The sequence below is a fragment of the Pseudomonas pharyngis genome (genome assembly GCF_021602345.1).
Classification (GTDB): Bacteria; Pseudomonadota; Gammaproteobacteria; order Pseudomonadales; family Pseudomonadaceae; genus Aquipseudomonas; species Aquipseudomonas pharyngis.
Genome location: NZ_BQID01000001.1, coordinates 273,602 through 287,102, shown reverse-complemented (window position 1 = coordinate 287,102; position 13,501 = coordinate 273,602). Strand labels below are relative to the sequence as shown.

Below are 13,501 nucleotides of genomic sequence, written 5' to 3'. Positions count from 1 at the left end.
GTGTCCTGATGTTGCCGATGACGTTGCGGGATCGCCGCTGGTCTCAGTCTGAGCTCATAAACCCGCCGGGGATGAATGGCGATGAATCTCGCGATTCTACACCGCTGGCGTCAGGAGGGAATGGCGCAAAACGTTGTTCCAGTGCTGACGAAGCGTGCGGGATGACGACCGGCAGGGTTAATCGCTGTCCGGTTGCCCCACAAGATCGCTGCGCCGACTGATTCGGGCGTTCAATGCCAGTGCCACCCCACTGAGCATCACGAAGCTGTAGCCCAGCGTGGATTGCAGGTTGGCAGGGCTCAGACTGATCAGCGCACTGATCAGCCCGCCGCAAATGAAGATCAGCGTGCTGCCGGCGGATGCCGACGTGCCGGCATTTTCGGGAAACAGACTCATCGCCCGCGAGGTAGCTGCGGGCCGGGCGATGGTGGTGCCGGCGGTGCAGATCAGCATCGGGATCAATACCGTGGCCGGGGTCAGCGCGAAGTTCGATGACAGATAGAGCATGCTCAGGCCGGCGAACAGGATCAGGCTCAACCCGACGATAATCTGCTGGCCACCGTTGATCCGCCTGCTCAGCACGCTGGCCAGGATGCCCCCGACTATATACGCCGCGCCGTAGATCAGCAGGAACAGCGAGAAGTCATAAGCGGACAGTTGCAGGCGGTCCATGAAAATCAGCGGCGAAATCACGATGAAGGAAAAGTGACAGGCGAAGGCAAAGGCCGAAATCAGCCAGTAACCGACGAAGTCGAAATCTCCCAGTACCCGTCGGTAAGCCTTCAGAAAGTGGGTGGGTGTGCCCCGGGCTGCCGGCCGGCTGTTGTCCAGAAACCACCAGGCCTTTAGCAGCACGATGGCGGACAGCGCGGTAAACACCCAGAAGCTGCCGCGCCAGCCCAGCGTTGCCTGAAGAAAGGTACCGGCAAGAGGCGATACCGAGATGAAAATTCCGGTGGCGGTGACCATCAGGATCCGCAAGCGATTACGCTCCTCGCCTTCGAACAGGTCCTGCACCAGCGCTTGTGATAGCACGAAGCAACCGCAACCCAGCGCCTGCACCACCCGAAACATCAGGAACAGCGAATAGTCCGAGGTCATCACGCACCCCAAGGCGCCGATCATAGACGCGCTCATGCCGGCGAGCAGCAGGCCTTTGCGTCCGATCACATCCGACAATGGACCGATCAACAGCTGGGCGAAGGCAATCCCGACAGCGAACAGGCTGATCGACAGGGCGATGTCCGCCGGGGTGCGGCCAAAGTGTTCGGCCAGCGCCGGGAACGAAGGCAGCAGGACATCCAGCGGGAAGACGCCGAGCAACACCATTGCCAGCAGGAGGCTGACAGCCCCGCGCCGCTGTCGCGGAGTCACCACAGATTGTCCGTCATCCATCGATCAGTCCTGCCCTGGCAAAAAGTGTCTGGTTTTGAGGTTCGGCGAAAAAACCGGCTTTCTTCAACGCGCTCAGTGTGGCGAGGCTGCCGGCGCGTGCCCGCCGCCGACTGGCCTGGGTCGTTGTCATCGTGGCGAGAATGTCCACCACCGTGGTGTTTGCAATGCCCGCGCCACCGAGGCTTTCCTGGAGCCAGTGCTCATCCACTTCGAAGAAAATTTGCAGAATGTCGAGCAAGGTCGTCGCGGTAAACGTTCGCTGTCGCGGGTTCAGGTGCAACCAGAGGTAGTGGAACACTTCTGTGAAATACCGGCTGTGGCGGGCTTCATCGGTGAGGTGATCGCGCAGCATGTCGTTGACACCGGACACCAGACTGTCGCGGCAGACATCCAGCAGTTCACGGGCAATGATGGTTTCCGAGACGAAACCCAGAAGAAAGCACGCCAGCGGCCGCTGCTCCTGACTGGTGCGAGCAATCAGCAGGTTCATCCGGGTGATTCGTCTGGGCATGACCGGGCGCCCGGTGATGGCGTAGAGGCTGGCGATCTGCTCCGCCACCTGACTGGAAAACAGCGCGTGATAGCCCTCGTCGGTGTAGAGCTGGAGCGCGGCGGTTTTCATCGGCGCCAGCACCGCGACCGGAAGCTCGCCATGCACGATGGTTTCGACGGCGCGATTGACGATCCGGTGTTCGAGCAACGTGGTGTAGTCGAGAAAATGCACCAGATGTCGGGCCGTGAGCCGATGCAGCATCGAACGGCCCGCTGCTTCAATAGACGGGTGGGCCAGATAGGGCAGGAACGCCGGCGGAAACCAGTGCCGGGTCTCCAGTTGTTCCTGCACGTTGTCCGGCAAGTGGTAATCGTGGGGGCTGGTGCGGACCGAGGCGCGGGTGTTCCAGTCGCTCAGGGTGAACTGAAAGACCGGCTTCGGGGCGAGGGCGCTCATGGCTGTGCCTCACGCAGCAGGTCGCGCATTTCCTGACACATCGCCTGGCCATCGCTTTCCCCGCAACCGACGAAGAACAAGGGTTGTTCCGCACTGTTCTCGAGCTTCAGCAATGTTTCGACCTGCTCATCGGAAAACGCGCCCGTGAGCCAGGTGTTCATGCCCAGCGCGGTGGCCACCAGTTGAAACGTCTGCGAAAGGTGCCCGGCTTCGACGAACGCCATTCGATAGGCGCGCGAATGCGGGTATTTCCACCAGAGCCGGTCGAAGCGGGCGGTGATGAACAGGCCCAATGGCAAGTTGTTGATGAAGTGCTGGCCCCCCAGCAGATTGCCAAATTCGCTGTCGGGCAACGTGCTGATGAAGCTCAGGGCATGTTCGGCAGGGTGGTAGGCATAGACGCCAGGCGCCAGTGCGTCGACGTTCTGCACCAGCACGAACCCGGCGCAGGCATTGAGGCCGCCTCCGGAAGGGCTGCTGCGTCGCGCTCCAAGTCCGTCGGCGATGCTGTCGTCGCGGTCGGCTGCGCGTTCTCGCAGGTAGCCGAGTGACAGGTAAAGCAAGGTGCCGACATCATCCAGCGAAACGGCGGCACCGGTGAAGGAGCGGCAGGTCTTTCGTCGGGTCAGTGAACTCAACAGGCTGTCGTCATTCAGTACGAGCGGTGCGGGCAGGGTGATGAGCGCGTTCGGACCGGTATCCGCAGGGATGTCGGGCGGAGGTGAAGTGGCAAGCACTGTGTTGCAGTGTTCGAGGTATTGCCTGGACCATTCCTGAATATTTCGGGGAGTCTGTTCGCACGGAATATCCCGAGTGCCGATATGGTAGATCCTGGACAGTTCATCCCAGCCCCAGACGGGCGCTGGTTTTTTTGAAGAAATCAGTATTCCGCTATCTAAAAGTTTTGTGTCTATTGTGTTGTTGTTGTCATATAAATCAGGGTTGTGAATAAGTTGCGCCAATCGAGTGGAATACTCAAGGTTAAGTTCATGTTGAGTATGGTCTTTGTAATTCCAGACTATCTGGCCGGGTGTTCGTGGCAGTATGAATAAATAAGGGTTTATATGCATGTCGGGGCACGTTGCTCTGGATGGATGCTTTGTCAGAGGCGCTGGGTAGCCGGCTATACCCAGCGCCAACCTTACTTAACGGACTTTAGGTGCGACCAGAAAAGCCAGGTTTGCGAGGGTGCGGGATTCCAGAGTAATTGCTTTCATGATTGAACTCCTTGTTCATTGGTGCTTCGTGGTTAGTTTGTGTCACCTCCTTGGTGACGACTTAATAATAGTTTGTAATGGGTTAATCGCAAGCAAATATTAAGTAGGAATATTCCAGTAATTCTGTCGGAGTGATCTTTGGATGGGAGTGAGTTTGTAAGTTAAATTTCAGTAAATAAAGTATTCGCGGAAATATCCTGCACGTCGCCAGGACGATAAATGTAGGAAAGGAAAGTTAAAGACAAAAAGAAGGGGAGCCTCTGGGCTCCCCTTTCGACAGCGTCAGTGCCGTGTGTCTGTCAGCTGTTAGGCAGCAGGCGGCAGGTGATGCTCTTGATGTAGCGGGTTTCCGGAATGGCCGGGTGTACCGGGTGATCCGGGCCCTGGCCGCCACGCTCCAGCAGCTGGATGTTGCGGTCCAGGTGACGGGCGCTGGTCAGCAGGATGTTCTGCAAGTCGTCTTCCGGCAGGTGCATCGAGCACGAAGCACTGAACAGGATGCCGTCCTTGTTGAGCAGGCGCATGGCTTGCTCGTTCAGGCGACGGTAGGCGCCTTCACCGTTTTTCAGGTCTTTCTTGCGCTTGATGAACGCAGGCGGGTCGGCAACGATCACGTCGAAGCGCTCTTCGCTGGCCTTGAGTTCCTTGAGGGCTTCGAAGACGTCGCCTTCGATGCAGGTCATCTTGTCGGCAAAGCCGTTCAGTGCAGCGTTGCGCTCAACGCCATCGAGGGCGAAGCCCGAAGCGTCGACGCAGAACACTTCGCTGGCGCCGAACGCGGCCGCCTGCACACCCCAGCCACCGATGTAGCTGTACAGGTCCAGCACGCGCTTGCCCTTGGCGTAAGGGGCCAGGCGTGCGCGGTTCATGCGGTGATCGTAGAACCAGCCGGTTTTCTGACCCTGAACCACCGGCGCTTCGAATTTCACGCCGTTCTCTTCCAGCGCCACCCACTCCGGTACCACGCCGAAGACGGTTTCGGTGTAACGCTCGAGGCCTTCGGCATCGCGGGCGGCGGAGTCGTTCTTGAACAGGATGCCGCTTGGCTTGAGTACTTGGGTCAGCGCCGCGATCACGTCATCTTTATGGGCTTCCATGGTCGCGGAGGCGAGTTGCACCACGAGGATGTCGCCGAAACGGTCGACCACCAGACCCGGCAGCAGGTCGGAATCGCCGTAGACCAGACGATAGAACGGCTTGTCGAACAGGCGCTCGCGCAGCGACAGGGCCACGTTCAGGCGATGCACCAGCAGCGACTTGTCCAGCGGCAGCTTGATGTCGCGCGACAGCAGGCGCGCGCAGATCAGGTTGTTCGGGCTCATGGCGACAATGCCCAGCGGCTTGCCGCCGGCGGCTTCGAGGATCGCCTGGTCGCCGGCCTTGAAGCCGTGCAACGGGGTTGCGGCCACGTCGATTTCGTTGCTGTAGATCCACAGGTGACCGGCGCGCAGGCGACGGTCGGCGTTGGCTTTGAGGCGCAAGCTAGGCAGGGACATGACGTCGCTCCGGAAAAAAGAGCGGGAGTATACCGTGTTGCGCCTTATGCCGGGTTTGGCGTGCGATGAAACGCGCCGGAGCCCTATGCCGACAGCGCGTCGATCAGTGCGTCGCTGAACGCCGGAATATCGTCCGGTTGGCGGCTGCTGATCAGGTTGCCGTCCTTGACCACCTCCTGATCGACCCAGTTTGCCCCCGCGTTGACCAGATCGTCCTTGACCGTCTTGTAGCTGGTCATAGTCTTGCCATTGACCAGTCCTGCCGAAATCAGCAGCCAGCTGCCATGGCAGATCACCGCGATCGGTTTGCCGGCGGAGGTGCCGGTCTTGACCAGGTGCTGGGCGTCCTGGTCGATGCGGATGGTGTCAGAGTTCTGCACACCGCCGGGAAGCACCACGGCGTCGTATTGTTCGATGCTTGCGCCCTGGAAGGTCTGGTCGACCTTGAAGTCGTCTGCAGGTTTATCGTGGTTCCAGCCTTTGACGCTGCCGGCTTCGGCGGAGAGGATGTCAACCTGCGCTCCCGCCTGCTCCAGTGCCTGTTTGGGGCCAGTCAGTTCAACCTGCTCGAAACCGTCGGTTACGAGAAAAGCGACGCGCTTGCCGCTGAGAGAAGTAGCCATCGTTAAGCTCCTGAGTCTGTTGGAATTACTGCCCGAGACAGATGGAGAACTGCTCCGGGCACTACAGATTCCGAAGGCTGGTGGAAAGTGAAAGTTCCTGCGAATTGCCCACTGGTGTGTCGTGCGTCGGTTTTTAGAGGTTAGAATCGCCGCCTGTCCCAGAGTGTGTACTTATGTCCCAAGAGCTGACCACCGAACAGATTCAACAGTCCCTGCAAGGCATCAGTGTGCCCGCGCAGCCGCAGATCATGGTGGATCTGCAAATGGAGCAGTACATGCCCGACCCCGACCTGGAGACGATCGCCAAGCTGATCTCCCAGGATCCCGGCCTGTCCGGCTCGCTGCTGAAAATCGTCAATTCGCCCTATTACGGCCTGAGCAATAAGATCACTTCGATCAAGCGCGCGGTGAACCTGTTGGGCAGCCGTTCGATCATCAATCTGATCAACGCGATGTCAATCAAGGGTGAAATGAACGACGACACTATCGTCACCCTCAACCGTTTCTGGGACACCGCCCAGGACGTGGCCATGACCTGCCTGACCCTGGCCAAACGCGTCGGCACCGAGGCGAGCGACGAGGCTTACGCCTTGGGCCTGTTCCATGACTGCGGCGTTCCGCTGATGCTTCAGCGTTTCCCGGATTACATGGCGACGCTCGAAACGGCTTACGCCAACGCGGGTGCCGAGCGCCGGATTGTGGACACCGAGAACGACGTCTACAACACCAATCACTCGGTGGTCGGCTACTACACCGCCAAGTCCTGGCGCCTGCCGGAGCATGTCAGCGCGGCCATCGCCAATCACCACAACGCGCTGGCGATCTTCAGCGACGAGACCTCGCGCAACAGTCAGATGAAAAACCTGCTGGCGATCCTCAAAATGGCCGAGCACATCTGCGCGTCGTACCGGGTTTTGGGTAACCAGACCGAAGACTTCGAATGGCAGGCGGTCGGGCCGCTGGTGCTGGAATACATCGGCCTCTCGGATTACGACTTTGAAACGTTGAAGCAGACCATCCGCGAACTTGGCGCGCACTGATTTAAAAAGACCCTTGATTCGAGACACTCATGCCTGAATTGCCGGAAGTCGAAACCACCCGCCGCGGTATTGCCCCGCACCTGGAAGGCCAGCGTGTCAGCCGGGTGATCGTGCGTGACCGGCGGCTGCGCTGGCCGATTCCCGAAGACCTCGATGTGCGCCTGTCCGGGCAGCGCATCGTGCTGGTCGAGCGGCGCGCCAAGTATCTGTTGATCAACGCCGAAGTCGGCACCTTGATCAGCCATCTGGGCATGTCGGGCAATTTGCGGCTGGTTGAGGTCGGGATGCCGGCGGCCAAGCATGAGCATGTCGATATAGAACTGGAATCGGGCCTGGCCCTGCGCTACACCGATCCACGGCGCTTCGGGGCGATGCTCTGGAGCAACGATCCGCTCAATCACGAATTGCTGATCCGTCTGGGTCCGGAGCCGTTGACCGATCTGTTCGATGGCGAGCGGCTGTATCAGCTGTCGCGCGGGCGGTCGATGGCGGTCAAGCCGTTCATCATGGACAACGCGGTGGTGGTGGGGGTCGGCAATATCTACGCGACCGAAGCGCTGTTCGCCGCCGGCATCGATCCGCGCCGCGAAGCCAAGGGCATTTCCCGGGCGCGCTACTTGAAGCTGGCGATCGAGATCAAACGCATCCTCGCCGCGGCCATCGAGCGTGGCGGCACCACGTTGCGCGACTTCATCGGTGGCGACGGGCAGCCGGGGTATTTCCAGCAGGAGCTGTTTGTCTACGGTCGCGGTGGCGAGCACTGCAAGGTCTGTGGCACGGGCCTGCGGGAAATCAAGCTCGGCCAGCGCGCCAGCGTCTGGTGTCCGCGCTGCCAGAGCTGAGCAGGGCGTCCGAAAAAGTCCTACGGTCTATAGTGAGATGTCTCACTGTTCAGCCCGAAGGATCGTGCCATGAAGTCCTTGCAAACCCTCATCGCCGCACTGCTGCTGTGCTTCAGTCTGACCGTTCAGGCCACGGAAGGCGGCAGCGGTGATCCGCGTTACGCCATCCAGAATCCACCGGCTTACGCCATGCTCGGCGACCTGCTGATTGCCCGACCATTGCTGGTGGTGGCGACGGTGATCGGCGCCGGGGCGTTTGTCGTGTCGTTGCCGTTCACCGCGCTGGGTGGCGGAATTGGCGATGCGGGGGAGGCGCTGGTGGTGGCGCCGGCGAAAGCGGCGTTCGTGCGATGCCTGGGCTGCACAGGGGAGGGATTCGAGCAGCGCGAGTGAGCTGATCCATTTTTTACGGTGTTGCCGATGGCCCTTTCGCGAGCAGGTCGAGTCGTCGCACCGTCGCTACCACAGTGGAATGCATTTCAAATGTGGGAGCGAGCCTGGTCGGGAAGGAGAGCGCTGAAGGACTCAGGCCTTGCCGGTGATCTTGCGGTACTTCTCCATCAACTGTTCTTCAGTCTCCGGATGGGCTTCGTCCAGTGGAATGCAATCCACCGGGCAGACCTGCTGGCACTGCGGCTCGTCGTAGTGACCGACGCACTGGGTGCACAGGTTCGGGTCGATCACGTAGATCTCTTCGCCCTGGGAGATGGCGGCGTTCGGGCACTCGGGTTCGCAGACGTCGCAATTGATGCAATCGTCGGTGATGATCAGGGACATGCTAACTCCAGCCGGGGCGGGGAGCCCGGGCGCTATGAATCAATGCGCGCAATTGTGCCGCATTGGCGCCCGTAGTGCACGCGGGCGCCGTTTGAACGGTCGTTACTTCTTGAAGCGCAGGGTCAGGGCCTCGGCCACCGCCGGGTGGACGAACTTGCTGATATCGCCGCCCAGGGCCGCGATTTCCCGCACCAGGGTCGAGGAAATGAACGAATAACGCTCGGACGGGGTGAGAAACAGGCTCTCCACATCCGGGGCCAACTGACGGTTCATGTTGGCCAGCTGGAATTCGTATTCGAAGTCCGATACCGCGCGCAGGCCACGCAGGAACACGTTGGCGTTCTGCTCTTTGGCGAAATGCGCCAGCAGCGTCGAGAAGCCGACCACTTCCACGTTCGGCAGGTGTTTGGTGACCTCGCGGGCCAGCTCGACCCGTTGTTCCAGCGGGAACAGCGGATTCTTCTTGGGGCTGGCGGCGACGGCAATGATCACGTGGTCGAACAGGCGCGAGGCGCGTTCGACCAGATCGCCATGGCCCTTGGTAATAGGGTCGAAGGTACCTGGGTACAACACTCGGTTCATCGCGTCGTCCTGGCGGGAATCCGTTGGGGAGTCGGATGGTATCGCAGCCGTCCCGGTCGGGAAAGTCGCCTGTTGGGTAAGAAAGCACTATAGACGAGCGGAATTTTCGTCTTTTTCACGGGTTTCTCAGCCGTTCGCCGAGGGATGTTGCCAGTTGTGCCGTCAGACCGTACACCGACAACTGCGGGTTGGCGCCGATGCTGGTGGGGAACAAAGAGCCGTCATGAATCGACAGATTGCGCAGTTGATGATGGCGGCCGAGGCTGTCGGTGACCGCGCTTTTCGGGTCCTCGCCCATTGCGCAACCGCCCATGACGTGGGCGCTGCCCAGGCGGGTGCGATACAGCTCGAGGCTCAGGCTGTCGATCAACGAGCGGGCCTCGGCCAGGCTGTTCACGTAGCGCGCATCGGCGTGCATCGGCATCACCGCTTTGGCGCCGCCGGCGAACTGGATCTCGGCCATGCTGTGGAAGGATCGGCGCAAGCCTTCCCAGGTGTAAGGCGACACCTGATAGTCGAGCACTGGCGAGCCGTCACCGCGCAGCTCGACGCTGCCGCCCGGGCTGTCCGGGTGAAAACCGTCACGCAGCAGGGCCAGCATCGCGTGGGTGTGGGGCAGGTCCGCCATGTGTTGCGCGCTTTCCTGACCGAACCCGCCGAGCAACGTGGCGGCCAGCGCCGGGTGCAGCGGCGGCACTTCGAGTTTGTAGGCCATCGGGCCGGTGGTGCCGTCCTTCCACTGGAAATGGTCCGAGTAAATCGACTGCGGCGCACCGTAGAACGGGTTGATCACCTCGTCGAAACGCCCGGCGGACATGTTCACCAGATGCAGGAAGGTGCGCTTGCCCAGGCGTTTGTGCGGATCCGGCGCGTCCGAACGCATCAGCAGCGCCGGGCTGTTGATCCCGCCGCCGGCCAGCACGTAGTGGCGTGCCTTGACGGTAATGGCGTGCCCAGTCGGCTCGACGCAACGTTCGTCCATCGCCACGCATTGCAGGCCGATGACCTTGTCGCCGTTGATCAAAAGCTTTTCGGCCCGGGCCAGATAGAGCAGTTCGCCACCCTTTTCCAGGGTCGCCGGAATGGTCGTGACCATCATCGATTGCTTGGCGTTGGTCGGGCAGCCCATGCCGCAGTAGCCCAGATTCCAGCAGCCGCGTACGTTGCGCGGGATCACGTGCCAGCTGTAGCCGAGTTGTTCGCAGCCTTTGCGGATCACGTCGTTGTTGGCGTTGGGCGGCACCATCCACGGGGCGACGCCGAGACGCTGCTCCATTTTTTCGAACCACGGCGCCATGTCGGCGGGGCTGTGGCCTTTGACGTTGTGCTCCCTGGCCCAGTGTTCGAGGGTCGGTTCGGGGGTGCGAAAACTCGATGTCCAGTTGATCAGCGTGGTGCCGCCGACCGCGCGGCCCTGAAGGATGGTGATCGCGCCGTCCTTGCTCATGCGGCCGATGCCTTCCTGGTAGAGGCTGCTGTAGGCCTGGTCTTCCAGCAGTTTGAAATCGCTGCTGGTCTTGAGCGGGCCTTCTTCGATCAGCAGCACTTTATAGCCGGCGGCGCTGAGGATTTCCGCCGTGGTGCCGCCGCCGGCGCCGCTGCCGATGATGGCGACATCAGCTTCCAGGGTCAGGTCATCGCTGAGTTGCGCGCCGTTGTAGGTTTTCCAGCCACGGGCGAGGCCTTCGCGAAACGGGTCGGGTACGGGCATCGATCAGGTTCTCTTATTATTGTTTTGCGTGGGTCGCCAGGCTCAAACGGCGGGCGGGCCGGGGTAACCGCAATGGGCCCAGGATTCGGCGCGGGTGTACCAGGCCATCATCACCATTTGCAGCAATGAGCTGTGGCCCATGCGCAGCAGGCTCAGCGAGCTGTTTTCCCAGCGTTCGAGGAAATGGCGGATCGCCTCGGGGCTGGCGTTTTCCCAACTGCCCCAGATCCCGGTCAATGGTCCGCGCGTCACGGCCATGCCCAGCACGTCGAACAGTTGCCGGGTGAGCTTGAGCATTTCCGGCGACAGGTGATCGAGGCTGTAGTCCAGCGACTTAAGCGTTCCGTCGACAGCAGCGGGCATCTTTTCCACAGTAACGGCGCCATCCAGCATCACTGGAATCAACGCACGCAGAAACAGCAGATCAGCGCTGCGCAGCGTGGCGAACCCGTTGGCTGAAACGCTCGACGAACAGCCGCTGAGGCTGGCACCAAGGCCAGCGGTGGCGAGGAAAGCCGTGGCACCCAGGCTGAATTTCAGCAGGCCGCGGCGCGACAGGGCAGGTGTTTCGGTCAGGCTTGGGTGCATTGTTGTTATTACCCGGCGATGACGTTAGCGAATGAACAGTTTCTGGATCAGTTTCTGAATGGATTTGCCGTAGGGCGGGTAGATCAGCCTCGCCGCGTTGAAGCGTTGTTTGACCAGCACACCTTTGGCCTTGCTGAACGTCAGGAAACCTTCGTGCCCGTGGTAATGGCCCATGCCCGACGGGCCGATGCCGCCGAACGGCATGTCGTCCTGCGCCACATGCAGCAGCGTGTCGTTGAGGCAGACGCCACCGGAATGGGTTTCGCTGAGCACGCGTTTCTGTTCGCGCTTGTCGTAGCCGAAGTAGTAAAGAGCCAGAGGACGTGGCCGCTGATTGATGTAAGCAAATGCCTGATCCAGATCCTGATACGGCACGATCGGCAGCAACGGGCCGAAGATCTCGTCCTGCATGACCGTCATCTCGTCGCTGACATTCAGCAGCAGGCTGTGCGGCATACGTCGGCCCTGGCCTTGGTCGAACAGCGGAATCAGCAGCGCGCCCTTGCTGGTGGCGTCGCTGAGGTAGCTGTTGAGCCGCGCCAGTTGGCGCTCGTTGATGATGGCGGTGTAGTCCGGGTTGTCGGCGAGTGTCGGATAAAACCCGCGCACGGCCTGGCGATAGGCTTCGACGAAACCGCCGATGCGCTCTTCCGGCACCAGCACGTAGTCCGGGGCCACGCAGGTCTGGCCGGCGTTGAGGGTCTTGCCGAAAGCGATGCGCTCGGCGGCGTCCTTGAGCGGCACGTCGTGGGAGACGATGGCCGGGGATTTGCCGCCCAGTTCCAGCGTCACTGGCGTCAGGTTTTCTGCCGCTGCACGCATCACATGCTTGCCGACGCTGGTGGATCCGGTGAACAGCAGGTGGTCGAAGCGCATCTTCGAAAACGCCACGCCGACATCGGCCTCGCCGAGCACCACGCACACCAGATCCTCGGGGAAGATCCGCGCCAGCAGTTCCTTGAGCAGCAGGCCGGTGGCAGGGGTCGATTCGCTGAGCTTGAGCATCACCCGATTGCCGGCCGCAAGGGCGCCGGTCAGCGGGCCGATGGCCAGGAACAGCGGGTAGTTCCACGGCACGATGACGCCCACCACGCCCAGCGGCTGGTACACGACTTTCGCCGACGCGGGCTGGAAAGCAACGCCGACTTTGCGTTTTGAAGGTTTCATCCACTGGCTGATGTGCCGACTGGCGTAGTGAATGCCGTGCAGGCTCGGCATCAGCTCGGCGAGCAGGGTTTCATCGGCGCTGCGGTGGCTGAAGTCGGAGCTGATGGCGTCGATCAAGGCCTGCCGCTCACTGCTCAGCAAATCGCGCAGGGCCTTGAGCCATTGCTGGCGCTGGGCCGCAGGCGGCATCGGGTTGGCAGCGTAGGCGGCACGCTGCGCGTCAAACAGCCGGTTGAGCTCTTCCAGCGGCTGTTGCAGCGTTTGCAGGTAGGCAATATCGGCAGTCATCGGCGGCTCCGAAGTTGTTGTTGTGAGGAGCTTTTTAGAGTCTATGCTCTAGAAAGTCAAATGGCTTCCTTGCGCATCCTGGTTTTATCCCGTTCCGGTTAGGCCGTAAGATGCCCCCCAACGCACTCTGAATTAAAGCTCAAGCCATGGCCCCACGGATCAAAACCAGCGAGCGCATCGTGCAGAACAGCCTCGAGCTGTTCAATCAGCAGGGCGAGCGCAGCATCAGCACCAATCACATCGCCGCCCACATGGAGATATCTCCGGGCAATCTGTACTACCACTTCCCCAACAAGCAGGCGATCATCGCCGTGCTGTTCAGTGAGTACGAAAGCCTGGTGGACAGCTTCCTGCGTCCGCCTCAGGGCCGTGCCGCGACGGTCGAAGATAAGCGCTTCTATCTCAAGGAGCTGCTGTCGGCGATGTGGCGCTACCGTTTCCTGCACCGCGATCTCGAGCATCTGCTCGACAGCGATCCTGAGCTGGCCGGGCGCTACCGGCGCTTCTCCCAGCGCTGCGTGATCCAGGGCGCGGCGATCTATGAAGGGTTCGTTGCCGCCGGCATCCTGAAAATGGATCGGGTGCAGATCGAATCCTTGACTCTCAACGCGTGGATCATCCTCACCTCATGGGTGCGCTTCCTGTGCACGACCCGGGAGAATTCCAACTACCTCAGCGAACAGGCCATCAAACGTGGCGTGTATCAGGTGCTGGTGCTGGAAGCAGGGTTCGTCACCGAGCAGGCCCGCGATGAGGTCAACGCCTTGTTCGAAGAGTTCTACGTGCCGCTGGCCCAGGCCCTCGAAGAGAGACCGTAAGCCCATTT

General features: G+C 60.8%; 14 protein-coding genes. 4 read left to right on the top strand and 10 right to left on the bottom strand.

Annotated features, from left to right (window positions below; translation table 11 throughout):
- Positions 1-177: 177 nt before the first annotated feature.
- The 5 genes from L6D74_RS01310 to L6D74_RS01290 all read right to left on the bottom strand — a co-directional run bounded on the left by L6D74_RS01310 (position 178) and on the right by L6D74_RS01290 (position 5,680).
- Positions 178-1,395, bottom strand: a complete 1,218-nt coding sequence (locus L6D74_RS01310; RefSeq protein WP_236187515.1) for a multidrug effflux MFS transporter — start codon at positions 1,393-1,395, stop codon at positions 178-180.
- A complete protein-coding gene (locus L6D74_RS01305; RefSeq protein WP_236187514.1) occupies positions 1,388-2,344 on the bottom strand; it encodes a diiron oxygenase in 957 nt (318 codons plus the stop codon). Before L6D74_RS01305 ends, L6D74_RS01310 begins: the two co-directional genes overlap by 8 nt.
- A complete protein-coding gene (locus L6D74_RS01300; protein WP_236187513.1) occupies positions 2,341-3,414 on the bottom strand; it encodes a SagB family peptide dehydrogenase in 1,074 nt (357 codons plus the stop codon). Before L6D74_RS01300 ends, L6D74_RS01305 begins: the two co-directional genes overlap by 4 nt.
- Positions 3,415-3,860: 446 nt before the next feature.
- Complete coding sequence (locus L6D74_RS01295; protein WP_039767907.1) at positions 3,861-5,057, bottom strand: class I SAM-dependent rRNA methyltransferase; 1,197 nt, start codon at positions 5,055-5,057, stop codon at positions 3,861-3,863.
- 83 nt (positions 5,058-5,140) lie between these two features.
- Positions 5,141-5,680, bottom strand: a complete 540-nt coding sequence (locus L6D74_RS01290; protein ID WP_064600129.1) for a type 1 glutamine amidotransferase domain-containing protein — start codon at positions 5,678-5,680, stop codon at positions 5,141-5,143.
- A gap of 227 nt (positions 5,681-5,907) precedes the next feature.
- Here L6D74_RS01290 and L6D74_RS01285 point away from each other — a divergent pair, with 227 nt between their 5' ends.
- The 3 genes from L6D74_RS01285 to L6D74_RS01275 all read left to right on the top strand — a co-directional run bounded on the left by L6D74_RS01285 (position 5,908) and on the right by L6D74_RS01275 (position 7,955).
- A complete protein-coding gene (locus tag L6D74_RS01285; RefSeq protein ID WP_178076163.1) occupies positions 5,908-6,720 on the top strand; it encodes an HDOD domain-containing protein in 813 nt (270 codons plus the stop codon).
- A gap of 29 nt (positions 6,721-6,749) precedes the next feature.
- Positions 6,750-7,562, top strand: coding sequence for a bifunctional DNA-formamidopyrimidine glycosylase/DNA-(apurinic or apyrimidinic site) lyase (mutM, locus tag L6D74_RS01280; RefSeq protein WP_236187512.1), 813 nt, complete (start codon positions 6,750-6,752; stop codon positions 7,560-7,562).
- 69 nt (positions 7,563-7,631) lie between these two features.
- On the top strand, positions 7,632-7,955 hold the full coding sequence (locus L6D74_RS01275) for a multidrug transporter (protein ID WP_074690137.1): 324 nt from the start codon (positions 7,632-7,634) through the stop codon (positions 7,953-7,955).
- Between the two features lie 132 nt (positions 7,956-8,087).
- Here L6D74_RS01275 and L6D74_RS01270 read toward each other — a convergent pair whose 3' ends face one another.
- From L6D74_RS01270 to L6D74_RS01250, 5 genes are all read right to left on the bottom strand, one after another.
- The gene (locus tag L6D74_RS01270) at positions 8,088-8,339 is read right to left on the bottom strand and encodes a YfhL family 4Fe-4S dicluster ferredoxin (RefSeq protein ID WP_003195146.1); all 252 of its coding nucleotides are present in this window, start codon (positions 8,337-8,339) and stop codon (positions 8,088-8,090) included.
- A 102-nt stretch (positions 8,340-8,441) separates the two neighbouring features.
- On the bottom strand, positions 8,442-8,921 hold the full coding sequence (gene coaD, locus L6D74_RS01265) for a pantetheine-phosphate adenylyltransferase (protein ID WP_007953414.1): 480 nt from the start codon (positions 8,919-8,921) through the stop codon (positions 8,442-8,444).
- Between the two features lie 115 nt (positions 8,922-9,036).
- A complete protein-coding gene (locus L6D74_RS01260; protein ID WP_236187511.1) occupies positions 9,037-10,632 on the bottom strand; it encodes a GMC family oxidoreductase in 1,596 nt (531 codons plus the stop codon).
- A gap of 42 nt (positions 10,633-10,674) precedes the next feature.
- Positions 10,675-11,220 (bottom strand): twin-arginine translocation pathway signal protein, encoded by a 546-nt coding sequence (locus tag L6D74_RS01255; RefSeq protein ID WP_236187510.1) that lies wholly within the window; start codon positions 11,218-11,220, stop codon positions 10,675-10,677.
- 24 nt (positions 11,221-11,244) lie between these two features.
- A complete protein-coding gene (locus L6D74_RS01250) occupies positions 11,245-12,675 on the bottom strand; it encodes a coniferyl aldehyde dehydrogenase (protein ID WP_236187509.1) in 1,431 nt (476 codons plus the stop codon).
- Between the two features lie 146 nt (positions 12,676-12,821).
- On the opposite strand from L6D74_RS01250, the gene L6D74_RS01245 reads away from it, so the two are divergent.
- Positions 12,822-13,493, top strand: coding sequence for a TetR/AcrR family transcriptional regulator (locus tag L6D74_RS01245; RefSeq protein WP_039767914.1), 672 nt, complete (start codon positions 12,822-12,824; stop codon positions 13,491-13,493).
- Positions 13,494-13,501: the final 8 nt, after the last annotated feature.

Coding starts and splice junctions, on each gene's coding strand:
- L6D74_RS01310 (WP_236187515.1), bottom strand. CDS start 1,395: ATGGATGACGGACAATCTGTGGTGACTCCGCGACAGCGGCGCGGGGCT.
- L6D74_RS01305 (WP_236187514.1), bottom strand. CDS start 2,344: ATGAGCGCCCTCGCCCCGAAGCCGGTCTTTCAGTTCACCCTGAGCGAC.
- L6D74_RS01300 (WP_236187513.1), bottom strand. CDS start 3,414: ATGCATATAAACCCTTATTTATTCATACTGCCACGAACACCCGGCCAG.
- L6D74_RS01295 (WP_039767907.1), bottom strand. CDS start 5,057: ATGTCCCTGCCTAGCTTGCGCCTCAAAGCCAACGCCGACCGTCGCCTG.
- L6D74_RS01290 (WP_064600129.1), bottom strand. CDS start 5,680: ATGGCTACTTCTCTCAGCGGCAAGCGCGTCGCTTTTCTCGTAACCGAC.
- mutM (WP_236187512.1), top strand. CDS start 6,750: ATGCCTGAATTGCCGGAAGTCGAAACCACCCGCCGCGGTATTGCCCCG.
- L6D74_RS01275 (WP_074690137.1), top strand. CDS start 7,632: ATGAAGTCCTTGCAAACCCTCATCGCCGCACTGCTGCTGTGCTTCAGT.
- L6D74_RS01270 (WP_003195146.1), bottom strand. CDS start 8,339: ATGTCCCTGATCATCACCGACGATTGCATCAATTGCGACGTCTGCGAA.
- coaD (WP_007953414.1), bottom strand. CDS start 8,921: ATGAACCGAGTGTTGTACCCAGGTACCTTCGACCCTATTACCAAGGGC.
- L6D74_RS01260 (WP_236187511.1), bottom strand. CDS start 10,632: ATGCCCGTACCCGACCCGTTTCGCGAAGGCCTCGCCCGTGGCTGGAAA.
- L6D74_RS01255 (WP_236187510.1), bottom strand. CDS start 11,220: ATGCACCCAAGCCTGACCGAAACACCTGCCCTGTCGCGCCGCGGCCTG.
- L6D74_RS01250 (WP_236187509.1), bottom strand. CDS start 12,675: ATGACTGCCGATATTGCCTACCTGCAAACGCTGCAACAGCCGCTGGAA.
- L6D74_RS01245 (WP_039767914.1), top strand. CDS start 12,822: ATGGCCCCACGGATCAAAACCAGCGAGCGCATCGTGCAGAACAGCCTC.